Annotated in this window: 19 protein-coding genes and 2 pseudogenes; 10 read left to right on the plus strand and 11 right to left on the minus strand. The window is 74.6% G+C overall.

The window, feature by feature from the left end:
- Positions 1-25: 25 nt before the first annotated feature.
- On the minus strand, positions 26-460 hold the full coding sequence (locus J2S44_RS40210) for a MarR family winged helix-turn-helix transcriptional regulator (protein ID WP_310428454.1): 435 nt from the start codon (positions 458-460) through the stop codon (positions 26-28).
- A 232-nt stretch (positions 461-692) separates the two neighbouring features.
- Here J2S44_RS40210 and J2S44_RS43085 point away from each other — a divergent pair.
- Positions 693-1,280, plus strand: a pseudogene (locus J2S44_RS43085) (amidohydrolase family protein); the annotation flags it as partial.
- A 155-nt stretch (positions 1,281-1,435) separates the two neighbouring features.
- Positions 1,436-1,654, plus strand: a complete 219-nt coding sequence (locus J2S44_RS43090; RefSeq protein ID WP_374728053.1) for an amidohydrolase family protein — start codon at positions 1,436-1,438, stop codon at positions 1,652-1,654.
- Here the strand turns inward: J2S44_RS43090 and J2S44_RS40220 are convergent.
- Positions 1,635-2,915, minus strand: a pseudogene (locus J2S44_RS40220) (ThuA domain-containing protein); the annotation flags it as partial. The gene J2S44_RS43090 and the pseudogene J2S44_RS40220 overlap by 20 nt on opposite strands.
- Positions 2,916-3,031: 116 nt before the next feature.
- Here J2S44_RS40220 and J2S44_RS40225 point away from each other — a divergent pair.
- From J2S44_RS40225 to J2S44_RS40250, 6 genes are all read left to right on the plus strand, one after another.
- Positions 3,032-3,610, plus strand: a complete 579-nt coding sequence (locus J2S44_RS40225) for a TetR/AcrR family transcriptional regulator (protein WP_310428457.1) — start codon at positions 3,032-3,034, stop codon at positions 3,608-3,610.
- Between the two features lie 5 nt (positions 3,611-3,615).
- Positions 3,616-4,194, plus strand: a complete 579-nt coding sequence (locus J2S44_RS40230) for a DUF4865 family protein (RefSeq protein ID WP_310430130.1) — start codon at positions 3,616-3,618, stop codon at positions 4,192-4,194.
- Positions 4,191-4,622 carry a hypothetical protein gene (locus J2S44_RS40235; RefSeq protein ID WP_310428460.1) on the plus strand — a complete coding sequence of 144 codons (432 nt, stop codon included), beginning with the start codon at positions 4,191-4,193 and terminating at the stop codon, positions 4,620-4,622. The genes J2S44_RS40230 and J2S44_RS40235 overlap by 4 nt, the downstream gene beginning before the upstream one ends.
- Positions 4,623-4,788: 166 nt before the next feature.
- Positions 4,789-5,097, plus strand: coding sequence for a CATRA system-associated protein (locus J2S44_RS40240; protein WP_310428462.1), 309 nt, complete (start codon positions 4,789-4,791; stop codon positions 5,095-5,097).
- Position 5,098: 1 nt separating this feature from the next.
- The gene (locus J2S44_RS40245; RefSeq protein WP_310428464.1) at positions 5,099-6,352 is read left to right on the plus strand and encodes an MFS transporter; all 1,254 of its coding nucleotides are present in this window, start codon (positions 5,099-5,101) and stop codon (positions 6,350-6,352) included.
- 772 nt (positions 6,353-7,124) lie between these two features.
- Complete coding sequence (locus tag J2S44_RS40250) at positions 7,125-8,693, plus strand: glycosyltransferase 87 family protein (RefSeq protein ID WP_310428466.1); 1,569 nt, start codon at positions 7,125-7,127, stop codon at positions 8,691-8,693.
- Here J2S44_RS40250 and J2S44_RS40255 read toward each other — a convergent pair.
- The 9 genes from J2S44_RS40255 to J2S44_RS40295 all read right to left on the minus strand — a co-directional run bounded on the left by J2S44_RS40255 (position 8,660) and on the right by J2S44_RS40295 (position 20,458).
- On the minus strand, positions 8,660-10,030 hold the full coding sequence (locus tag J2S44_RS40255) for a family 43 glycosylhydrolase (protein ID WP_310428468.1): 1,371 nt from the start codon (positions 10,028-10,030) through the stop codon (positions 8,660-8,662). The two genes, J2S44_RS40250 and J2S44_RS40255, sit on opposite strands and share 34 nt — an antisense overlap.
- A 58-nt stretch (positions 10,031-10,088) precedes the next feature.
- On the minus strand, positions 10,089-11,453 hold the full coding sequence (locus J2S44_RS40260) for an FAD-dependent monooxygenase (RefSeq protein WP_310428470.1): 1,365 nt from the start codon (positions 11,451-11,453) through the stop codon (positions 10,089-10,091).
- 402 nt (positions 11,454-11,855) lie between these two features.
- Positions 11,856-13,079, minus strand: coding sequence for a sensor histidine kinase (locus J2S44_RS40265; protein WP_310428472.1), 1,224 nt, complete (start codon positions 13,077-13,079; stop codon positions 11,856-11,858).
- Positions 13,076-13,735, minus strand: coding sequence for a response regulator transcription factor (locus J2S44_RS40270; protein ID WP_310428473.1), 660 nt, complete (start codon positions 13,733-13,735; stop codon positions 13,076-13,078). Before J2S44_RS40270 ends, J2S44_RS40265 begins: the two co-directional genes overlap by 4 nt.
- A gap of 49 nt (positions 13,736-13,784) precedes the next feature.
- Positions 13,785-15,056 carry a cation:proton antiporter gene (locus tag J2S44_RS40275; RefSeq protein WP_310428475.1) on the minus strand — a complete coding sequence of 424 codons (1,272 nt, stop codon included), beginning with the start codon at positions 15,054-15,056 and terminating at the stop codon, positions 13,785-13,787.
- The gene (locus tag J2S44_RS40280) at positions 15,053-16,396 is read right to left on the minus strand and encodes a cytochrome P450 (protein WP_310428477.1); all 1,344 of its coding nucleotides are present in this window, start codon (positions 16,394-16,396) and stop codon (positions 15,053-15,055) included. The genes J2S44_RS40275 and J2S44_RS40280 overlap by 4 nt, the downstream gene beginning before the upstream one ends.
- Positions 16,393-17,400: an alpha-hydroxy acid oxidase gene (locus J2S44_RS40285; RefSeq protein ID WP_310428479.1), complete on the minus strand. Its 1,008-nt coding sequence runs from the start codon at positions 17,398-17,400 to the stop codon at positions 16,393-16,395. Before J2S44_RS40285 ends, J2S44_RS40280 begins: the two co-directional genes overlap by 4 nt.
- Before the next feature lie 5 nt (positions 17,401-17,405).
- Complete coding sequence (locus J2S44_RS40290; RefSeq protein WP_310428481.1) at positions 17,406-18,965, minus strand: NAD(P)-binding domain-containing protein; 1,560 nt, start codon at positions 18,963-18,965, stop codon at positions 17,406-17,408.
- 11 nt (positions 18,966-18,976) lie between these two features.
- On the minus strand, positions 18,977-20,458 hold the full coding sequence (locus J2S44_RS40295) for an aromatic amino acid ammonia-lyase (RefSeq protein WP_310428484.1): 1,482 nt from the start codon (positions 20,456-20,458) through the stop codon (positions 18,977-18,979).
- 63 nt (positions 20,459-20,521) lie between these two features.
- Here J2S44_RS40295 and J2S44_RS40300 point away from each other — a divergent pair, with 63 nt between their 5' ends.
- Both J2S44_RS40300 and J2S44_RS40305 read left to right on the plus strand, forming a co-directional pair.
- The gene (locus J2S44_RS40300; RefSeq protein ID WP_310428486.1) at positions 20,522-22,066 is read left to right on the plus strand and encodes an NAD(P)-binding domain-containing protein; all 1,545 of its coding nucleotides are present in this window, start codon (positions 20,522-20,524) and stop codon (positions 22,064-22,066) included.
- Entirely contained in the window at positions 22,059-23,522 is a 1,464-nt protein-coding gene (locus tag J2S44_RS40305) for a class I adenylate-forming enzyme family protein (protein ID WP_310428487.1), read from the plus strand. Before J2S44_RS40300 ends, J2S44_RS40305 begins: the two co-directional genes overlap by 8 nt.
- Positions 23,523-23,529 lie beyond the last annotated feature (7 nt).

Here is a 23,529-nt window from a genome sequence, read left to right on the forward strand (position 1 = left end):
GCGAGCGGCCGGGGACCCGCCGAGGTCACCAGACCGGCCGGACGGGGGTGCGGCCGTTCGCGTGGGCGTCGAGGTAGGTGGTGAGGGCGGCGCGGACCGTGTCGAGGTCCGGCACGTGCCGTTCCTCGGTGGACCAGATCTCGGCGACGCGGGTGACCAGGTCGTGGCCGCGGGCGGTGGCGACGACGAGCTGCGCCCGGCCGTCCGTGGGGTGCCGGGTGCGTTCCGCGTACCCCCAGGTCTCGAGCTCGGTGATGAGGTGGGCGGCGCCCTGCTTGGTGACGCCGAGGTGGGCGGCGAGGTCGACCGCGGTGACGCCGCCGGTGTGCACCAGGTGGCCGAGCGCGTAGCCGTGGGCGGGGCGGACGTCCGGGTGGCCCTCCTCGGCGAGGCGGGCGTGCAGCCGGTCGGTGAACAGGCGGAACGCCATGGCGAGCAGCAGCGGGAGCGGGGTCGGCACAACCCGAGAATAGACAAGTCACTGGTCCACTTCCTACGATAGACAAGTGACTGGTCCAAAAACCGAGATCGTGAACGTACGTGTCTTCGACGGCACCGGGCTGACCGCGCCACGCACCGTGCACCTCGGCGGCGGGCTGATCACCGCGTCGCCGGAGCCGGGCGGCACGGCCGAGCGGGTCGACGGCCGCGGCGGCGTGCTGCTGCCCGGCCTGATCGACACCCACGTGCACGTGGAGCACCGCGACCAGCTCGCCGAACTGGCCTGCTGGGGCGTGACCACCGCGCTGGACATGGGCACGCCGCGCCCGGCCGACACGCTGCCGCTGCGGCACCTGACCGGGACGGCCGACCTGTTCAGCGCGGTGCATCCGGCGGTCGCCCCGGGCTCGGGCGCGATCCGGCGGATGGGCTACCCCGCGCGTGCCGCGGTCGCCGGCGCGGGGGAGGCGGACGCCTGGGTGGCGGCCCGGGTGACGGACGGCGCCGACTACATCAAGATCGCCGTGGAGGACCGGCGCCGGCCTGGCACCACCGCGCTGTCGCCGGGGACGGTGACCGCGCTGGTGGCCGCGGCCCGCGCCCGGGGCCTGCTGACGATCGCGCACGCGGTCACGCCGGCGACCTACGCCACGGCCGTGGCCGCCGGCGCGGACGTGATCACACACGTGCCGGTCCAGGGCGTCGTGGACGGCGCCCGGATCGTCTCGCCCACGCTCGGCATGATGCGCGGCATCGCCGCGACCGTCGGCCGCACGCCCGTGCTGCGCCTGCTCGGCGCGCTGCGGATCGCACCCCGGATGGAGTTCGCGCACGCGCTGGCGTCCGTGCGGCTGATGCACGGGCGGGGCGCGACGATCCTGGCCGGCACGGACGCCAACGGCGACACCACCGCGCCGTACTCACCGCGGTTCGGCGCCTCGATGCACGAGGAACTGGCCTGCTCACCGAGGCCGGCCTCACCCCCGCCCAGGCACTGCACGCGGCCACCGCCGCGCCGGCCGCGGTCTTCGGCCTCGCCGACCGTGGCGTGGTCGGTCCTGGGCGGCGCGCCGACCTGGTGCTCGTCGACGGCGACCCGACGACCGACATCCACGCCACGGCCCGCATCCGGCACGTCTGGATCGCCGGCTCCCGGGTGGTCCGGGACGGCGGGATCAGCGGCACCCGGCCGCCGGCGGCGGAAGCTCCCTGATCCGGATGTGGCGGAACGACACGGTGTCGCCGTCGCCGTGGTTCTGGATGCCGACGTGGCCGGCCAGCGACCGTACCGGGTCGGTGTCGGTGAAGTCGTTGATCTCCGTGCCGTTGAGCAGGATCCGCAGGCGATCGCCCTCGACCAGCAGCTCGAACGTGTTCCACTCGCCGGGCGGGTTCAGCGCGGCGTCGCGGGCGGCCCGGTCGGCGGCGCGGAACGTGTAGACGGAACCGGTGGTCCGGTCCGCGGCGTCGGTCGCGTCGATCTGGATCTCGTAGCCGTTGTCGACGGCCGACCACGGATCGTCCGACGGCGGGAACCCGATGAACACGCCGCTGTTGTCGTCGCCGGACATCCGCCAGTCCAGCTTCAGCGAGTAGTGGGTGAACCGCCGCGCCGAGTACCAGAGCAGGCCCATGCCGCCGGTCGAGGTGAGCGTGCCGTCCGTGTTCGTGAACGAGCCCGGCCCGGCCTGCGACCAGCCGGCGACCGCACCGTCGTAGAGCGCGGTGTAGCCGGTCTCCGGCCGGCAGTCGGCACGCGCCGCGCCGGCCGCGTACCGGATGCCGCCGAGCAGGTGCTGCCGGAAGGCCGGGTCGGCGAACGACTCCGGGGTGTGGCCGCCGCCGGTGTAGAACGACCGGCCGCCGTCGAGCGTCTTGCACCAGGCGATCGGGTGGTCCGCGCCCATCGTGCCGCCGGTGTACGTGGACTCGTCCAGTGTGGACAGCACGTGCGCCGTGGCCCGCGGGTTGGTGCGGTAGTCGTACCACTCGTCGGTGCGGGTCCAGGCCTGCGGCAGGTGCGCGGTGGCGGGATGCGCGCGGTCCTCGGTGCGGACCACGGCGGGCTGGACCGCCGGGTGCGACGCGAAGTACGCGCCGACCAGCTCGCCGTAGAACGGCCAGTCGTACTCGGTGTCCGCGGCCGCGTGCACGCCCACGTAGCCGTGCCCGCCGCGGACGTACTGCTCGAACGCGGTCTGCTGGCCGGCGTCCAGCACGTCACCGGTGGTGCTCAAGAAGACCACGGCCTCGTAGCGGTCGAGCTCCGCAGCGGTGAACACGCCCGGGTCCTCGGTCGCGGTCACCGTGAACCCGCCGCCCTCGCCCAGGTCGCGGATCGCCTGCACGCCGGCCGGGATGGAGTCGTGCCGGAACCCGGCCGTCCTGGAGAAGACCAGTACGTCGTAGGGGTCGTCGGGGAGCGGCGCCGGTGCCGGCAGCAGCAGCGCGGCCGCGAGGATTCGACCGATCATGGCAACACCCACTTGTCGTCGTCGATGTGCGGGTTGTCCGGTCCCAGCATGCCCGATCCGGAAGCGGTCAATCTCGAGACTTCTGTAACTACTGGTATGTACGTAAGATCGGCCGCATGGACGCGCGGGACCGACTGATCGAGGCGACCCGGGAGCTGCTGTGGGACCGCGGATACGTGGGCACCAGCCCGCGGGACATCCTGGCCCGCGCCGGCGTCGGGCAGGGCAGCATGTACCACCACTTCCGCGGCAAGGCCGACCTGGCCGCGGCCGCGCTGCGGCGCAACGCCGACGAGATGCGCGCGTCCGGTGAGACCGTGTTCGCGGACGGCACCGGCGTGCTGGACCGGCTGGTCGCCTACCTGACGCGGCGCCGGCCGGCGCTCCGGGGCTGCCGGATCGGCCGGATGTCCGAGGATCCGGACGTCCTGGCCGACCCGCGGTTGCGCGCCCCGGTCGAGGAGACGCTCGGCTGGTACCGCGAGCGGGTGGCCGACCTGCTCGCCGAGGGCCAGGCCAGCGGCGAGCTCACCACCGGTTTCGCGCCCCGGCAGGTCGCCGCGACCGTCGTCGCCGTCGTCCAGGGCGGATACGTCCTGGCCAAGGCCGCACAGTCGGCCGAACCGTTCGACGACGCGATCGCGGGCGCGGTCGCGTTGCTGACCGCACTGCGCACCGAGGAGGAGCACGCGTGATCGCCATGCAGTACCGGATGTCGTTGCCCGCCGACTACGACATGGACATCATCCGCCGCCGGATCGCGGCCGGCGGACCGCGCTTCGACGGTACACCGGGACTCGGCCTCAAGGCGTTCCTGATGCGCGAGAGCGGCGTCGACGGCTCGCCGGTGCACCAGTACGCGCCGTTCTACCTGTGGACCGACAGCGCCGCGGCCGCCCGGTTCCTGTGGGCGGGCGGCGGGTTCGCCGGGGTCGTCGCCTCGTTCGGCCGGCCGGTCGTGCAGACCTGGATCGGCGGCGGCTACCACCGCGGGGCGGCGTTCCACGAGCCGATCACCCACGCGGTACGGCAGGTCGCGCCGATCCCGGTGGACGCCGACCCGGCCGGCACCGCGGCCGAGGTCGGCGCGGCCGTGCGGGACCGGCTCGGCGAGGACGGCCTGCACTCGATCGCCTGGGCCGTCGACCCGCGCACCTGGGAGACGATGACGTTCGCGCTGCACGCCGGCCGGCCGGACCCGCGCGGGGGCGAGCTCTACCAGGCACCGTACGTCTGCGCGCCGCACGAGCCCGAGCTCGCGGTGGGGAGGCCGCGGTGAGACGTCGACGGACGCACCGGGCCGTGTTCGCGGCCGCGGGGGCGTACAACATCGGCTGGGGCTGCTACGCGGTGCTGGATCCACAGTGGTTCTTCCGGGTCACCGGGCTGCCGCTGTCCAACGCGCCGCAGATCTTCGCCTGCCTCGGCATGGTGCTCGGTCTCTACGGCCTGCTCTACCTCGAGGTCGCGCGCCGTCCGGAGGCGGGCTGGCCGATCGCCGCGGTCGGCCTGACCGGCAAGCTCCTCGGCCCGGCCGGACTGGCGTGGCTGATCGTGACCGGGGTCTGGCCACCCACCACGGTCATCATGATCATCACTAACGACCTGATCTGGTGGATCCCGTTCGCGCTCTACCTGCGCGACGCCTGGCCGTCGTTCCGGGCGACGCTCACCGGTCCGGCCGCTGCGGCAGCACCTCCCCGGTGATCTGCGGCCGCCGCCCGCCGAACCGGCCGCGAACCGGCCGCCGGCCCAGCGGCGGGAGCGACCCGGCTGCTCGACTACGAGGTCACCGCGGACGCGATCGCGCTCGTCCGAAGAGGCGCCTCGCGCCGGGGGACACACGAGGCACCGGTGCGGCTAGGATCGCCGCATGTCCGAAGCGTTCGGCCCAGGTGCTCTCCCGGCGGAACTCGTCGGCCGGTTCGTCGACGCGCTCGACGGCACCGACGGGTGGACGGCCGGTGACGACACGTGGGCGCGGGTCGAGGAGATCATCGAGCGGGCCCGCGTGTCCGCGCTGATCGGTGACGTCGAGGCGTTCGAGTGGACCGTGCGGGACCTGGAGATCGTCGGCGGCCGGCGGGGCGCCGGCCCGGCCCGGGGACGCCCGCAGCCGGAGCGGATCGCGCACAGCAAGCGGACCCTGAAGCACACGCTGAGACCGGCCCAGGCCCGCTGAGATGACCGGCCGCGGCTCCGGTCCGCTCCGCGAACCGGACTTCCGCCGGTTCTTCGCGGCGACCGTGGCCGGGCAGCTCGCCGACCGGTTCGTGTTCCTGGTGCTGCCGCTGGTGGCGATCGTCTGGCTGGACGCGGACGAGTTCCGGGTCGGCGCGCTCACGGCCATGACCACGGCCGGGTCGCTGCTGATCGGGCTGCCGGCCGGTGCCTGGCTGGACCGGCGGCGGAGGCGGCCGGTCATGATCGGCGCGGACGTGCTCCGCGCCGCGCTGCTGCTGGCCGTGCCGCTGGCCTGGTGGGCGGGCCTGCTGACGATCTGGGTGCTGTTCGCGGTGGCGCTCGGCCACGGCCTGCTGACCGTGCTGTTCGACGTCGGCTACGCCAGCCACCTGCCGAGCGTCACCGGCCGCGACCGGCTGGTGCAGGGCAATGCCCTGATCGCGGCGGTACGGTCGGCGGTCAGCGTCGGCGGACCCGGCCTGGCCGGCCCGCTGGTCGCCTGGCTGGGCGCGCCGCTGACGCTGATCGTGAGCGCCGCCGGGCTGCTGCTGTCCGCGCTCGGCCTGCTCCGGATCCGCCGCCCCGAGCCGGTGCCGGCACCGGCGGCCGGCCGGCACCTGCTCCGGGAGGTCGCGGACGGGCTGCGGTTCGTCCTCCGCCATCCGCTGCTGCGCCCGATGCTGCTGACCGACGGCGTCTTCAGCCTGTTCCTGGTCACGTACCAGACGATGCTGCTGGTGTTCCTGGCCCGGCACGCGGGCCTGGGGCCGGGCGGCATCGGCCCGGTGCTGTCCGTGATGGCGGGCGGCGGGCTCGCGGGCGCGCTGCTGGCCCGGCCGCTGATCGTCCGGTACGGGCCGGGCCCGGTCGTCTGGCTCGCGCCGCTGTGCACGGCACCGGCGGCCGCGCTGATGCCGGCGGCCCGGCCCGGCTGGCCACTGTGGATCGCGGTGGCCGGGCTGGCGCTGGTCTCGGCGGGCGGCGTGGTCCGGCTGATCGCCCAGACGGGCCTGCAGCAGGCAACCACGCCGGAGCGGCTGCTCGGCCGGATGAACGCCACCGTCCGCTTCGTCCAGTGGGGCAGCATGCCGGTCGCGGGCCTGCTCGGCGGCGCACTCGGCGGCCTGCTCGGCGCACCCGCGGTGCTGTGGATCGGCGCGGCCGGAATGACCGCCGCGTTCCTCCCCGCGCTGCTGTCGCCCCCATTGCGGGCAACCCGCGAGATGCCGGTCACGGTCGTCGAAACGGCCTGACCCCGCCCCGCCACCGGCACCACCCACCCGAACGGCGCCGCAGGCCGCCGACGGCGGTTGCGGGGGCGCCTGAACGCCGTGCGCGGCTCTGTCGCCGTTCCTGCGGGCATTCCCGCCGGACGCCGATAGCGGTGGGGGAGGCGTGATGCCGTGCGCCGTCCGGTTGCCGTTCGCACGGCACTTCCGCCGGACGCGGACAGCGGCCGGCGGGGGGCGCGTGGCGTCGTGCGTCGTCCGGTCGCCGTCTCCGCAGGCATCTTGCGCGGGACGCGGACAGCGGTGGTGGGGCGCCTGACGCCGTGCACGGTCCTGTCGCCGTCCCTGCGGGCATGCCCGCCGGACGCCGGTAGCGGTGGTGGCGCGGTTCGGCGCCGGTGTCGCCCGTCGTGGCGGCCCATGAAATGCCGGGGCGCGGCGGGTGACCGGGGCAGGGCTGTCGCGGCAGCAGGTCGCGGTGGTGGGGGCGACCGGCTGCCGGGTGTGGTGCCGTTGCCGGCGTCTCGGGGAGCCGGTGACTCAGCACGGCGGTGGCCTCACGCACGGGTCGTTCGGAGCCGCGCGGGATCGCGGCCGGACCACTGTGGGCGGTGTCGCCTCCGCCGAAAGTCGTAGGGTGGTCGGCGCGCGGATATGGCTGCGGATAGATGTGCGGGACCGGCCCGCGCCGCGATGATCGCCGCGTGATGTCTTCGCGGAGCCGGTCAACACGCGTGCGGCGGTCGTCCGGCCGGCGGTGTGCGGCGCTGTCGCCGGCCGGCGGGCGGTGCCGGTCGTGACCCGGACGGCGGCGGTCCGCCCGACGGCGATGCCGAGCCCGGTGCGCGCGCTCGACCGTTTCCGGCGGGCCCGCCCGGTCGCGTGGCGGACGGCCGGATACGCGATCTCCGCCGGGTTCGCCGGTGGCGTCGGCGCGTTCGCCGGCCAGGAGGTGCAGGCGTCCTGGGGCCGCTGGGCCGCCGGCGGATACGTGCTGGCCACGCTGGTCACGCTGCTGTGGCGGCACCCCGCGGCCCGGTCCACGGCCACGCTGACCGCGCTGCTCGGCGCGGTCGTGGCGCCGCTGGTGTGGATGGTGACCGGCGGCCGGGGCAAGTCGACCGTCGGGATGGGCCCGCTGACCGTCGTCAAGCGGGCCGGCCGGCTGCTGGTCGAGTCCGGCAGCCCGTACCTGCCGGTGGCCGAGCTGACCGGGCCGGAGTCGCTGAACCCGTACGGCCCGCCACTCGCGGTCTTCGGGCTGCCGCACGCGCTGGGCCTGGACGGCTGGGCGGGCAACCCGCGCACCTGGTTCGTGCTCAGCGCGGCCCTGCTCGGCTACGCGGCGCTGCGCCTGGTCCGGGCCGTCCGCCCGATGTGGACGCTGGCGGCCGCGTTCGCGTCACCCGTGCTGGCGCTGCCGGTCGTCCTGGGCAGCACCGACCTGCCGGTCCTCGGCCTGCTCGTGCTCGGCGTCGCGCTGCTGACCGGCGTCTCACACGCCGGCGCTTCGCACGCCCGTGCTCCGCACGCCGGCGCTTCGCACGCCCGTGCTCCGCAGGCCGGCGGCTCGCACGCCCGTGCTCCGCACCCCGGCGCTTCGCACGCCGACCGGGCGGCCGGGATGGACGCCTCGCACCTCGGCGGCATGAGCGGCTCGCGGGCCGGTGACGTGGATGGTCTGCGGGCCGGGCCGGTGGGCGTGGTGCTCGCGGGTGCGGCGCTGGGGGTGGCGTGCGCGATGAAGGCGACCGCCCTGCCCGCCCTGCTCGTGCTGCTGCCGATGCTGTTGGCCCGGGGCGGCCGGCGCCCGGTCCGCTGGTTCGCCGTCTCGGGCGTGCTCGCGGCGCTCGGCGCGGCCGCCGTCACCGCTCCCGCGATGCTGGCCGGCGTGCGCGACCTGGTGCACAACATGATCATGTTCCCGCTGCGGCTGACGTCGCAGCAGACCACCGCGGCCAGCCCGATGCCCGGGCAGGTGGTGGCGACGGACGGCTCCGGCGGCAAGCTGCTGATGATCGGCCTGTTGGCGGCGGCGCTGGTCGGGGTCTGCGCCCACCTGTGGCGCCGACCCCCACGTGACCTTCCCGCGGCCGTCCTGCGGATGACCGTGATCTGGTCCCTGATCTTCACGCTCGCCCCGTCGACCCGGTTCGGCTACTTCGTCTACCCACTGCTGATGCTCGGCCTGCGCAACGTCCTCCGAGACGGAGACCGAGACGCGGACCGAAACGCAGACCGAGACGCGGAGCGAGACGCGGACCGAAACGCGGAGCGAGACAGCAACAGCGGCCGGGGCTCACCGCGGGAGCACGGCGAGCCCCGGCCGGGTCAGGCGACGTCGATCGCGTCGACCTCGGCGTAGTTCGCGCCCTTGCCGTACGAGACGGTGTTGTCGCCGGCCCGCAGCGTCACGTCCCGCTCCGTCACCTGCCAGTTGTCCCACCCGGTGACCGGGTAGTCCACGGTTCCGGCCGCCGCGCCGTTGACGGTCAGCGTGTGACTCGCCGCCCCGGCGTCGGAACCGTTCGCGAAGCGGGTGTACAGCCGGTACGTGCCGGCCCGCGGCACGTGCACGGTGAACGTGACCCGGCTGTCCGCGAAGTCGATGCCGCCGACCACCGCGCCGTTGCTGGCGCCGCCTGCCGCGTACCGGGCGTTGGCGCGCGCGAAGTCCGCGTCCTCGGCCTCGTACCTGATCTTGGCGCCCTCGACGATCGGCCGGCTGCCCTGCCAGTCGAGCCGCTGCGAGTACATGGCCCGGTAGGTGAAGTCCGCGTTCCAGCCGTGGAAGACGATCCGGTCCCGGCCGTCCGGGCCGGTCACCACGTCCTGGCCGCCCGGTCCGCGCACCGACCCGGCGAACGCGTCCGTGGTCATCAGCGGCGTGGCCGCCTTGGTGTACGGCCCGCGCAGGCTCGTCGAGGTGGCGTAGCTGCTCACGTAGCTGCCGTTGCCGAAGAAGTTCGCGGAGTAGAACAACACGTACGTCCCGCCGCGCTTCCACAGCGTCGGCGCCTCCACCAACGTACCCTCGAACGGCTTGTTCTGTTTGATCAGCTGGGTCTCGGTGCCGGTGCGGCGCAGCCCGTCCGCGCTGACCTGCTGCAGGCGCAGCCAGGTGTCCTGCGCGCAGCAGTTGCCGTCGTTCTTCCACAGGATGTAGCGGCGCCCGTTCTCGGTGTACGACGACGCGTCGATCGCGCCGCCGATCTCCGGCGTGCAGACCAGTGCGGTGTCCCGGGGGACGAACGGGCCGCCGGGCGCGGTCGCGGTGGCCGCACCGATGCACTGCTTGCCGGAGGCGCGGTCGTGCGCCGTGTACCACATGACGAAGCTGCGCGGGCCGGTGGCGAACACCTCCGGCGCCCAGACGCCGTGGTCGCCGGAGCCGCCGGGTGGGAACGACCAGTCCGGGTCCGCCCAGGCGCCGAGCGTGGGGAGCGCGTCGGTGCCCTGCACGGTCCAGGTCACCAGGTCGGTGGAGGTGGCCCACTTGATGTTCCGGCCGTCGCTGTTGGTGGCGTAGGCGTAGTAGGTCCGGCCGACCTTCATCACGTCCGGGTCGGCGAAGTTCTGGTCGATGACCGGCCCGGACGCGACCGCGACCGCCGGGGCGGCCGTGGCCGTGAGCAGGCCCACGGTCATGAGCAGGGCGGTGGCGGCCGCGATCGCGCGTCGCCGTGGTGCATCAGCACGCATAGTCACTCCACAGGGGTCGGTCGGTGGGGTTTCAACTTCGATCGATACCGGCGTTCTGTCAAGAGAACCAGCGGGCCAGATGGTCGTTCAGGTCGCGTTGGTCGTCGCCGATCCAGGCGACGTGGCCGTCCGGGCGGAGCAGCACGGCGGGCACGTCCAGCGCGGCGGTGCGGTCGGTCAGCAGGTCGACCCGGTCCGGCCGGCCGCCCGTGTCGAGGCCGCCGGTGCGGTCCAGCAGCAGGCCACGGCCGCGGCGCAGGTGGTCGTAGAGGCGGCCGTCGCGCACGTCGACGTCCGGCATGCGGCGGCCGAGCAGGTCCGGGCCGGGGCCGAGGTCGTACCGGACGCCGATCGCGGTGATCTTCTCCATCAGGTGGCGGTTCACCGACGGCAGTGCGATCAGTTCGGTGAGCAGCCGGCGGACCGGCCCGTCGGCGTCCAGTTCCGTCTGGGCGCGGGTGTTGTCCAGCACCGCGGCGGCGACCGGGCGGCGTTCGGCCTGGTAGGTGTCGAGCAGCGTGGCGGGTGCCCAGCCGCGGACCTGCCCGGCCAGTTTCCAGCCGAGGTTGACCGCGTCCTGGACGCCGAGGTTGAGGCCCTGGCCGCCGATCGGCGGGTGGATGTGCGCCGCGTCGCCGGCCAGCAGCACCCGCCCGGCCCGGTACCGGTCGGCCAGCCGGGTGGCGTCGCCGAAGCGGGACAGCCAGCGCGGCGAGTGCACGCCGAGGTCGGTGCCGGCGACCGCGCGCAGCCCGGCCCGGACGTCCTCGATCGTGGGCGGGTCCGCCGGGACGCCGGCGGCCGCGACGACGACGCGGCAGGTGTTGCCGCCGGCCGGCCGGACGTCCAGCCCGGCGGGGACGTCCGACGGCGGCACCCCCAGCTCCATCTCGCCCATCAGCGTGTGGTGGCGCGCGGGTTCGCCTGGGAAGCCGACGCCGAGCAGCTTGCGTACCGTGCTCCGGGCACCGTCGCAGCCGACCAGGTAACGCGTGCGCAGCCGTTCCCCGCCGGCCAGTTCCACGGTCACCCCGGCGTCGTCCTGCGCCAGGCCGGTCACCGCGCACCCGTGCCGGACCCGCGCCCCCAGCGCGACCGCGTGCTCCTCGAGCAGCCGGACGACGACGGGTTGCGGGATGCCGAGCAGGAACGCGTACGGGGAGTCCAGGCCGTCCGGTTCGGGCGCGTCGACGGCGGCGAAGAAGCCGCGGGCCGGGCGCTTCCGGCCGTGGGCGACGAGCCGGTCCAGCAGCCCGCGCATCGCCATCAGTTCGAGGGTGCGGATGTGCAGGCCGACGATCCGGGCCGCGGACGCGGGCTCGGTGTCCCGCTCCAGCACGAGCACGCGCACGTCGTGCAGCCGCAGCTCGGCGGCGAGCACGGCGCCGGTCGGACCGCAGCCTGCGATGATCACGTCAAACAAGGGTGGTGCCTTTCGGGAGGCGGGGGGCGCTCCCGGCGACACCTACGTCAGTCGCCCGGCGAGGCCCCACATCGACAGATTCCGCACGGGGTTCTCACCTCCTCGGCCGGCGACACGATCGTCCGCACGCTATCGTCCGCGGCACCGTCGCGTCCAGCGACATGCGCTCCGGCCCGCGTCCGACGAGGACCGAGAAGCGGATCGTCCCGCTTCCGGCGTGGGCGCGTTCCGAGTGCTCCCGCGGGCACCGGTCGTCGCTGGCGCTCCTCCCTGCCGGTCCCGCCGTGGCCGACTTCGACACCCGAACCCGGCGGGCCGTGGCCGCGGCGCCGATGTGCGCGGGTGGGCGGACGGTGACGGTGTGCGGGTGGGCGGACGGTGACGGTGTGCGGGTGGGTGGCGTCAGGCGAGCGGCAGGCGGACGGTGAACGTGGCGCCCTCGCCCGGTCGGCCGGCGGCCCGGACCGTGCCGCCGTGCTTCTCGACGACCTCGCGGACCAGCGCGAGCCCGATCCCGAACCCGGGGCGGGTGGACGTGCCGCGGTGGAAGCGGTGGAAGAGCCGCTCGGTGTCCGCCGGTGCGAGGCCCTGCCCGGTGTCCGCCACCTCCAGCACCGCGGTGCCGCCGGACGTGGTGGCGCGCACCAGGACCGTACCCCCGGGCGGGGTGTGCGCTAGCGCGTTGCCGACCAGTTCGCTCACCACCCGGCGCAGCGCGGACGGGATGCCCGGCACGGCCAGCGGCGCCGCCACGCCGTCCGCGACCAGCGTGATCCCGCGGGCGGCCGCGCGTTCCGCGTCCTGCGAGACCGCGTCGCGGGCGAGCGCGGCCAGGTCGATCCGGGACGCGGTCGCCAGCCGGTCGTCCGCGCCGAGCCGGGCGGACAGCAGCAGGTCGTCGACGATCTCGCCGAGCAGCCGGGTGTTGCCGATCAACCGGTCCAGGTCGGTGCGGTGCTCCGGCGGCAGCGCGGGCCGGCGGGCCATCAGCTGGGCGCGGGTGTGCACCCGGGCGATCGGCGTGCGCAGCTCGTGGCTGGCGTCCGCGACGAACCGGCGCTGCCGGCTGAGCGCGTCGGCCAGCGGCGCCACCGACCGGCCGCCGACGAACAGGCCGGTGAGCACCGCGGTGACCAGGCCGATCGACTCGGCGACGCCGAGCGCGCGGAGCAGCAGGCGGCGGTCCGCGAGCTGGTACCGGGTGTCGAACACGGCCTGGACCGTGTCCGCGCCGCGGCGTTCGGTGAGCACCACGTAGACCGTGCCGTTGCGGGCGACCGTGACCTCCTGCGCACGGCCGGACCCGGCGACCGCGTCGAGCGCGTCGCGGAGCGGGAACCCCGGCGGGGGCGGTACGGCGCCGGTGTCCAGCGCGCCGCCGGAGAGCAGGATCAGCCAGGTGCAGCCGGGTGGCCCGCTCGGCACGCCGTGTTGCGCGTTCCAGTGCAGCTCGCGGCGGATCTGCACGTGCTGCCCCTGCACGAGCAGCGCGTAGGAGACGCCGCCGACCAGCGCGACCAGGCCGGCGACGACGAGCCCGGCGAGCAGCCCGATCTGCCGGCGGGCCCGGCTGACGGCCCGGCGTTCGGCAACGGTCCAGCCGTCCCGCCGGACCGGGACGCTCACAGCTCACCGAGCCGGTAGCCGAGCCCGTGCACGGTGCGGATCGCGGCCCGGCCGAGCTTGCGGCGCAGGTAGTAGACGTACGTGTCCACGATGGACGGCGCGGGCGCCTCGTCGAAGACCCGGCGGCGCAGCTCCGCGCGGGAGTGCACGGTGGACGGCCGGGCCGCCAGGATGCGCAGCAGTTCGAACTCGCGCGCGGACAGCGGCACCCGGTCGCCGCTGGGCAGCACCGCGTCGCGCAGCGCCAGGTCGAGCAGGCCGCCGCCGATCCGCAGCGCCTCCGTGGCGTCCGCGGCGCGCCGGCACAGCGCGCGCAGCCGGGCACTCAGCTCGTCCAGGTCGAACGGCTTCGGCAGGTAGTCGTCGGCGCCGGAGTCGAGCCCGGCGATCCGGTCGTCGACCGCGCCGAGCGCCGTGAGCATCAGGGCTCTGGCCGGCACGGCCCGGGACCGCAGCCGGACGAGCAGGTCCAGCCCGTCGATCGCGGGCAGGCAGCGGTCGATGACCATCACGTCGTACGGCCGGCTGAGCCCGAGATGCAGGCCGCGATGCCCGTCCGAGGCGTGGTCGACGAGGTATCCCTCGCCGGCCAGCGCCTCGGTCAGGGTGCCGGAGAGATCGGCGTCATCCTCGACCAGCAACAGGCGGTGCGGCATGCGAAGAGAATGGCACAATTCAATCAGGCAATGACAGTGGTAAATGTCTCTAGCTTCGGAGGGAACCAACAACGGGTGCCGGCGAAACCGGGATCGCCCGTCCCGCCTCGCGCCGCTCGATCCAGGACAGCAGCGGCGTCGTCATCAGCGTGGTCACCAGCGCGACCAGCACCAGCGCGGTGAACAGCGCCGGGCCGACGATCCCGGCCTCCAGTCCCACGTTCAGCGCGATCAGCTGCATCAGGCCGCGCGCGTTCATCAGCGTGCCGACGCGCAGCGCGACCGGCTGCGGCTCGCCGCGCAGCCGGGCCGCGGCCCAGCAGCCGCCGAACTTGCCGGCCACCGCGACCGCCACGCAGGCCAGCGCGAACAGCAGCACGACCGGGTCGGACAGCAGCGCGAACTCGGTGCGCAGCCCGGAGAACGTGAAGAACAGCGGCAGGAACACGATCTGGCAGATCGGGTTGAGCGTGTTCACCACGCTCTCGGTCCGCTCGGTGCGCGGCATGACGGCGCCGACCGAGAACGCGCCGAACACCGCGTAGAGGCCGATCTCGTCCGTGTACCAGGCGATCAGGAACAGCAGCGCGACCGTGCCGAGCAGCCGCCCGGAGTCGCCGATCCGGTCGCCGGTCATCAGCAGCCGGGCGGCCGGGCGGGCGCCGTACCGGATCAGGACGCCGAAGAACGCGGCGCCGCCGATCGTGACCAGCGCGGGCAGCACGGCACCGGACGCGACCGCGAGCACGCAGGCGAGCAGCAGCCAGGCGACCCCGTCGTCGATCGCGCCGGCGGCCAGCGAGACCGCGCCGTGCCGGGTGCCGGCGTGCCCCTTCTCCGTGATGATCCGCGCCATCATCGGGAACGCGGTGATGGCCAGCGCCACGCCCACGAACGCGGCGGACACGCCGATCGGGACGCCGTCCTCGAGCACCGCGACGCGGTCGCCGGTGAGCAGCACCAACAGCACGCCGAGCGCGAGCGGCACGGCCACCCCGGCGGCGGAGACCGCGCCCGCGGTGCCGGCCAGCCCGTGGATGCGGTGCGAGCGGAACGCGTACCCGGCCTGGAACATGAAGATGACCAGGCCGACCTGCCCGATCACGTACAGCACCGGGTAGAGGTCGGGCGGGAACAGCGCGGCCTGCACGTCCGGCAGGAACAGGCCGAGCAGCGACGGGCCGAGCAGCACCCCGGCCAGCATCTCGCTGACCACGGCCGGCTGACCGGCCCGGCCGAGCAGCCACGAGACTCCCCGGCAGAAGAGCAGGATGACGGCGACCGCGACGAAGAACCGCGGCGCCAGGTCGACGGGACTCACAGGCCTCCCCTTTCGAAGTGGGTGGTGCACAACCGCTGCCGCCGCGCGTCGACCACCATCACGGTGCCCAGCACCAGCTGGGTGAGACTCCGGCCGACGTCCGCCCACCGGTCGCGGAACCGCATCGCGGCCAGCCGGGTCCGGCCCGGCGGGCGGGCGCCGGACGGGGTCAGGAAGCACGGGCCGCGCGACGGCAGCGACCGGGTGTGCGCGACGGACGAGGCGAGCGTGTGCCGGCGCAGCACCTCGCGGACCGCGGCGCGCAGCATCACCGGCGCGGAGCCGCGGGCCGGGCAGGCCCGGTTCGCGACCACGCCGAACGGGATGAAGTGCGCGTCCCGCCGCCGCAGCGCGCGCCACCGGTCCGGGTCGAACGCGTCGTCCGCGGCCGGGCCGGTGCGCTGGTAGGCGAGATAGTTGAACAGCAGCACGGAACCGGCCGGGAGCGTGACGTCCGGGGTGACCTCGATCGGCGCGGACGTGATCCGGTGCGCCACGCCGAAGAGCGGGTGCACCCGCAGCGTCTCGTCGATGATCCGGTCCAGCTCGTCGTCGTCCCGGGTGCCGAGCACGCCGGGGTGCCGGGCGATCGCGAGCAGCACGTGCGCGGCGGCCTCGGACATCTGCACGACCGCGGTGTTGAAGAACGCGCCCTGCAGGTACCACGCGGTCTCCTGCGCGGTGAACGGCGGCGGCAGCGTGACCGGCGCGGTCCCGTCCTCGACCCGGCCGCGTAGGTACCGGGTGAGCCGGTCCCGCCGGTCCAGGTGCCGCAGCCCGCAGCACTTCAGCGCCGTGACCACGTCGTCCGCGTTCGCCACGATCATGGCGCGCACGTCCGGCGGGCAGTCCTCGCCGAAGACCAGCTCGTGGTAGACCTCGGCCCAGACCGGCATCATCGCGTCGCGCAGCCGCACGTGGGCGGTGCGGCCGGCCGGCAGCGTGTCCAGCATGCGCCGGGTCGCGGCCGTGGCCAGCTCGTCGGCGCGCGCGTGCGGCACGGCCAGGATCCGCCGGCTGGCCCGGGCGACCGTGGTGTAGCGCTCGCCGGGTTCCAGGTGCTCCTGGTGCATCTGCGGGCCGGGCGCGAGCCAGTACCAGAACAGGTCGGACAGCCCGGCACCGCGGCTGCGCCCGTCCGCGGCCGGATGCTCGTACACGCGCTGGAAGTGCTCGGCGCCGACCAGCGGGCCCGGCACCGGCACGCCCTCGGTCCCGTTCACCCGCGCGAAGATCCACTCCCGGAGCCGCACCACCGTGGCCGGCAGCCACCGGGGCAGGGACCACACGCCGAGCAACAACGACAGCAACAGCAGCAGCGGTACGGCGGGCGCGGTCACGGCCGCACCTCGCGCAGCAGGTCCGGCGTGAGCTCCGCGAGCGTGGCCGCGCCGCACAGCGCCATCACCCGCACCACGTCCTCGTGCAGCCGGCGCAGCACCGTGGCGACGCCGTCCCGGCCGCCCGCCGCCAGCCCCCAGATCACCGGCCGTCCGATCAGGACCGCCGTGGCGCCGCGGGCCAGCGCGGTGACCACGTCGGTGCCCCGCCGGACGCCGCCGTCCAGCAGCACCGGGACCCGGCCGCGGACCGCCTCCGCCACGGCCGGCAGCGCGTCGATCGAGGCGACCGCGCCGTCCAGCTGCCGGCCGCCGTGGTTGGAGACGATCACGCCGTCCAGGCCGCGGGCCACCGCCTCGGCCGCGTCCGCCGGGTGCAGCACGCCCTTGACCAGGATCGGCAGCCGGGTCACGGCGCGCAGCCGCAACACGTCGTCCCAGCCGAGCGACGGGTCCAGCACGATGTCCCGGACCCGGCCGGTCACCGGGTCGCGCAGGTTCTCGCACGCCAGCCCGGACGGCAGGTCCAGGAAGCCGTTGCGCAGGTCGCGTTCGCGGCGGCCGAACACCGGCGAATCCACGGTCACCACCAGCGCGGTCACGCCGGCCGCGGCCGCGCGCCCGGCCAGGTGCGCGGTGAAGTCCCGGTCCGGCTGCGGGTAGAGCTGGAACCACAGCCGCGCGCCGGTGCCCGCGATCTTCTCGATCGGCGTGGTCGCGGCCATGCTGACCGTCATGACCGTGCCGGTGTCCCGGGCCGCGTGCGCGGTGGCGGTCTCGCCGTCCGGGTGGGCGAGCCGGTGGAACGCGGTCGGCGCGATCAGCACCGGGCCGGGCAGCACGGTGCCGAACAGCGTCAGGCGCGGATCCGGCACGCCGGTCGCGCGCAGCACCCGGGGGAGCAGCCGCAGCCGGTCGAACGCGGTCTCGTTGGCGTGCACGGTCCGCTCGTCGCCCGCGCCGCCGGCGAAGAAGTCCCGGTGCACCGGGTCGAGGCCGGCCACGGTGCTCAGGCCGCGAGCCGGTCGGCGACGAACGCGCGCAGCGGCGCGACGTGCACGTCCGGCCGGTCCCAGCGGTTCTCCAGGTTCTCCGCCAGGTGATGGACGCCGCCCGGCGCGCCGTCCCGGTAGTAGCGGACCACCGGGTGCAGGTAGGCCGCGTCGTGCGCCACACCGGGCGTGTCCTGCGCGATCCGGGACACCTCGATGTCGAACGGGTCCACCGTGTCGTGGTCCGGGCCGTACTCCAGCGTGACCACGAACGCGTGCGCGGCCGGGCCCAGCCCGCCCTCCCGGTGATGGGCAACCGGCACCTCCTCGTGATACGCGGCGCCGGAGTCCGACACCGTCACCACGTCGCCGAGCACGCCGAACTGCTGCCACAACCCGGACGAGCGGTTCACCCGGGCGATGATCGCACCGGTGACCGCGGCCGGGTCCGGCGACAGCGCCGCCGCCGGCCACGGCACCCCCGCGTACCGGCGGCGAAGGATCCGGTGCAGCGCGCGCACCGTGTAACGGAAGCCGTGGATGAAACCGTTGGTGGACTTCTTGAAGTCGCGCTCCTGGCTGAGCGTGCCCGCGACGAACAGGCCCGGCACGTCGACCGACTCGAACGCCGGGGTCTGCGCCGGGAAACGATCCTTGATCACCAGCGCGGGGCGGGCGGCGGCGTCGAAGATCGAGGCGTCGAACGCGAAACCGGTGCAGGCGATCACCCGGTCGTAGCGTAGCTCTTTGACCAGCTCGTTCGCCCGGGAGAACGCGAACGCGACGCGGAATCCGTCCGCGTCCTTCTCGATGCCGCGGACCGTGCCGTCCAGCACCGCGTTCGCGGACTTCAGCTGGTACGTGTCCAGGAAGTTGTTGTTCACGGCGCGCAGGTGCCCGACGTAGTGGGTGCGCCACGCCATCCGCACCGGGCTCGGCCCGGCCACGTGGATCAGCGTGGTCGTCTCCATCAGCGCGTCCGCGGTCTCGAACGCGGAGTTGCCCTTGCCGATGATCAGCACCCGCTGGTCCCGGTAGTCCCTCGGGTCGGTGGAGATGTCCGCGTAGTTCTCGGCCAGCTCGATGCCGGGGATCTCGGTCGCCCGGTACGGCCGGGACACACCGGTCGCGACGATCAGCGCCCGCCCGCGCCACACGTCGCCGCGCTGGTCGGTCACCTCGAACACGCCGTCGTCCGCGCGGCCCACCCGGACCGCCTCGGTGTCGTAGCGGATCCGGTGGGCCAGCGGGGCCGCCACGTCCGCGAGGTAGCGCACCATGTCGTCCGCGTGCGGGAAGTAGCGTTCGCTGTAGCGGGTGAAGCGCAGCGCCGGATCGTCGGTCAGCAGCGAGTTCCAGTCGAACCGCAGGTTCAGTTCCGGGTCGTCGGACCCGGTCCGCGGCTTGTTGATCGAGATCAGCGTCCGGTGCCGCGGGTAGCGGGTGAAGAAGGCACCGGGCGCCGCGGCCCGCTCCAGCACGAGATGGTCGTCGCCACTCGCCTCCAGCAGGGTGGCCAGCTGCAGCCCCGCCGGCCCGGCACCGAGGATGAGGTAATCGCGCGTCGCTTCGGTCACGAGAGGCGACGCTAGGCAGCACGATTCAGAAAAAACTCAGCCGTCAGGTCCGCGGCGCGCCGGACGTCGCCGTCGAGCGGCCGGTCCGGGTCGACCGGCGGGATCGCGTGCTCCAGCCGGTCGAGCAGCGCCGCGCAGGCCGGTGCGGTGGGCTGCCGGGCGCCGACGTGCGCGGCCTGGCGCAGGCCGAGCGCGAGCGAGCCGCACAGCAGGTGCAGCAGCCCGGCCCCGTCGTAGGCGCGCAGCGCGGCCTGCGTACCGAACGGCACCACGTCCTGGTTGTGCAGGTTCGTCGGCAGGCTCTGCACGCTGGCCGGCGTCGCGTCCCGCCGCAGCTGCGCGACGAACGCGGTGGTGGCCAGCTGCACGCCCTGCAACCCGTGCTGCTGCCCCGGCCCGGCCGCCAGCATCGGTGGCAGGCCGGTGTTGCGGGCCGGGTCGACCAGCAGGTCCAGCTGCCGTTCCGCGAGCGTGCCGAGCTGGGCGGTGACCGCGGCCAGCAGGTCCGCGGCGAACGCGGCCGGCTGGCCGAAGAAGTTCCCACCGTGCACCACGCCCTCGCCCGGGAACAGCAACGGGTTGTCGCTGACCGCGCGCAGATCCCAGGCGACCACGCCGTCGACATAGGACAGCGCGTCCTCGGCGGCGCCGAGCAGCTGGGGCGCGCAGCGGATGCTGTACGGCTCCTGCAGCGGGCGCGTCCCGGACGGCGCCGCACCGGCCAGCCGGGACCGCATGCGGGCGGCGACCACGGCCGCGCCCGGGTGCGCGTACGCCGCGATCAGCCGCGCGTCCAGGAACTGCGGGTCGCAGCCGAGCAGGTCGGCCAGCAGCGCGGTCAGGTGCTGCAGCGCGTGGTGCGAGCGGCGGACCGCGTGCTGGGCGAGCGCGAGCGCGGCCGTGGTCACCGAGACGCCGTTGACCAGCGCGAGCGCGTCCCGGCCGTCCAGCGTCAGCGGCGTCAGGCCGGCCTGCGCCAGCGCCACCGCGGCCGGCAGCCGCTCACCGGACAGGTAGGCGTGGCCGCGGCCGCGCAACGCCTGCGCCGCGTAGGCGAGCGGGATCAGGTCACCGGACGCGCCGACCGAACCGTACCGGGGCACGGCCGGCGTGAAACCGGTGCCGAGCGCGGCGGCCAGCGCGTCGATCACGTGCGGGGACACGCCGGACAGGCCGCGGGCCAGCGAACCGGCCCGGACCAGCAGCGCGGCCCGGACCAGCGGCACCGGCAGATCCGGGCCCTGACCGGCGCCGAGGTGGGCGAGCGTGTTGTCGGCCTGGTCCGCGTCCGTGGCTCGGCCGGCGTAGCCGACCAGCGCGCCGAAGCCGGTGGTCTGGCCGTAGATCGGGGTGTCGCCGTTGCGGGACTCGGCGAGGAAGCGGCGGCCGGCGGCGACGGACTCCCGGACCGGCGCCGGGACGTCCACCGGGATCGGCGCGGCGGCCGCGTGCAGGTCGTCGGCGGTCAGCGGCCCGGGCAGCGAGATCGGCATGCGCGAAGGCTAGGGAGCGCTTCTCAGAACGGTTCTGAGAACCCGCCACTAGCGTCGCCCGGCATGACGCGCGACTACCTGATCATCGGTGCCGGTCCGGCCGGCTTGCAGCTCGCCGCGCTGCTGGACCGCGACGGGCGGGACTTCGCGGTGCTGGAGGCCGGCCCGGCGCCCGGCACGTTCTTCACCACCTACCCCCGGCACCGGCAGCTGATCTCCATCAACAAGGTCTACACCGGGCACCCGGACCCGGAGCGGAACCTGCGGATGGACTGGAACTCGCTGCTGACCGACGACCCGGCGCTGCGCTTCGGCAACTACAGCCGCCGCTACTTCCCGGCCGCGGACGACCTGCTGCGCTACCTCGCGGACTTCGCGGCGCCGCTGGCCCACCGGATCCGCTACGACACCGAGGTGGTCCGGGTGTCCCGCGCGGACGGCGTCTTCGTGGTCGAGGACGCCGCCGGCACCGTGCACCGGTCCCGCGCGCTGGTGGTCGCGACCGGCGTCCCGAAGCTCCACGTGCCGCCGATCCCGGGCGCGGAGCTGGCCGAGCGCTACGACACGGTCAGCGTGGACCCGGCGGACTTCACGAACCAGCGGGTGCTGATCATCGGCAAGGGCAACTCCGCGTTCGAGACCGCGGACGCGCTGCTGGAGACGACCGCGGTCACCCACGTGGCCGGGCCGCACGCGGTGCGCTTCGCCTGGCAGACGCACTACGTCGGGCACCTGCGGGCCGTGAACAACAACTTCCTGGACACGTACCAGCTGAAGTCCGGCAACGCGGTGCTGGACGGCACGGTCGAGCGGATCGAGGCGCGACCGGACGGCGGGTTCCGGGTCGAGTTCCGCTACGCCCGCACCCGTGAGGCGGTCCGGGTGCTGCACTACGACCGGGTCGTGCTGTGCACCGGCTTCCGCTTCGACGCCTCGATCTTCGACGCGAGCGCCCGCCCGGCCCTGGTGATCGACGACCGGTTCCCGGAACAGACGCCCGCGTTCGAGTCGGTGAACGTGCCCGGCCTGTTCTTCGCGGGCACGCTCACCCAGCAGCGCGACTTCAAGAAGTCGACCAGCGGCTTCATCCACGGCTTCCGGTATGCGGTGCGCGCGCTGCACCGCATCCTGGCCCACCGGTACGAGCGGGCGCCGTGGCCCGCGACCGCGCTCTCCCGGGACGCGATCAGCGACGCGATCATCGCCCGGGTCAACCGCTCCTCCGGCCTGTGGCAGCAGTTCGCCGTGCTCGGCGACGTGATCACGGTGACGGACGCCGGCGCGGCCTACCACGAGGAGGTTCCGGTGGCCTACCACCGCGACGGCGGGCTGGGCACGCCCGCGCACGCGTTCGTGGTCACGCTCGAGTACGGCCCGGACCACGACACGGTCGACCCGTTCGACATCACCGTGCCGCGGATCGCGGAGAACGACCCGCTCGCCGCGCACGACGCCAGCTACCTGCACCCGGTCGTCCGGCACTACCGCGACGGCGCGCCGGCCGGCGAGCACCACCTGGCGGAGAACCTGGAGAACGAGTGGGACCTGCCCGCGGTGCACCGGATGCCGCTGGAGGTCTTCGTGAAGGAGCGCCTCGCGGATGGCTGACCGGCCGTACCCCGGCGTGCTGCTGGATCTGCTGCGCGCGGCCGGCGACCGGGTCGTCTTCGAGGAACCGGACCGGGTGACCACCGGCGCGCAGCTGCTGGCGCTGACCGGCCGGATCGGCGGCGGGCTCGCGCGGGCCGGCATCAAGCCCGGCGACGGCGTGGCGCTCGCGGTCGGCGTCACGGCCGAGGCGCTCGCCACCGTGCTCGCGGCGCACGCGGCCGGCGCGCGGGTGACCGGGATCCGGCCCGGCCTGCCCGGCCGGCACCTCGCGCACGTGCTCGGCCAGGGCGACGCGGCCGTGATCGTGGACGCGGGCCGGGCCGCGTCGGTGCCCGCCGTGCCGCACCTGCGCACCGTGGCGTCGCTGCGGGACGGCCCGGACGAGGAGCCGGTGCCGCTCGCGCGGCCGGACGACATCGCACGGGTGATCCACACCAGCGGCAGCACCGGACTGCCGAAAGGCGCGCTGCAGACCTACGCCGCGCTCGCCGCCGGCTGGGCACCGCACCCGGAACGGTGGCCGCTCGCGCTGCGCCGGCTGGCCCCGCGGCTCGGCCGGCACCTGGTCTTCGGCACGCTCGCCAGCCAGGTGATGTTCGAGTACGGCACGATGGCGCTCGCGGCCGGCGGCACGCTGGTCGCGGCGGCACCGGACCTGCCCGGCGCGATCATCCGGCACCGCGCCACGTCCACCGTGATCACCGTGCCGAAGCTGCGGGCCGTGGTGGCGGCGGCCCGCGCGGCCCGGGCCGGCCCGGCGACGCTGCGCGCGTTGATGGTGTCCGGGTCACCGCTCGACCCCGCGCTGCTCGCCGAGGCGCTGGACGTGCTCGGCCCGGTGGTCTTCCACGGGTACGGGCAGACCGAGGCCGGCATGATCTCGATGGCGGCGCCGGAGGAGATGGCGGACCCGCGGGTGCGCGCCTCGGTCGGCCGGCCGCCGGCGGAGAACACGGTCGAGATCCGGGACGCGGCCGGCCACCCGGTGCCGCCCGGCGACATCGGTGAGGTGTTCGTCCGCACGCCCGTGCAGGCCTGCGGCTACCTCGGCGACCCGGCGGAGAGCGCCGCGGTCTTCACGGACGGCTGGGTGCGCACCCGCGACCTCGGCCGGGTCGACCCGGACGGCTATCTGCACCTGGCCGGCCGCACCCGCGACGTGATCATCGTGAACGCGAACGTGCAGTACGCGGTCCCGATCGAACGGGTCCTCGCGGCCCACCCGTCGGTCGCGGAGGCGTGCGTGGTGGGCGTGCCGTCCGCGGCGACCGGTGAGGCCGTGCACGCGTACGTCGTACCGGCGGCGGGGGACCTCGATCTGGCCCTGCTGCGCGGCCTGGTCCGCGCGGAACTGGGCGCGGACGCGGTACCGGACCGGATCACCGTGATCGACCGGGTGCCGCTGACCCCGGCCGGGAAACCGGACCGGGACGCGCTCCGCCGGTGGACGTAAGGAATCC

The sequence above is a fragment of the Catenuloplanes niger genome (genome assembly GCF_031458255.1).
Lineage (GTDB): Bacteria > Actinomycetota > Actinomycetes > Mycobacteriales > Micromonosporaceae > Catenuloplanes > Catenuloplanes niger.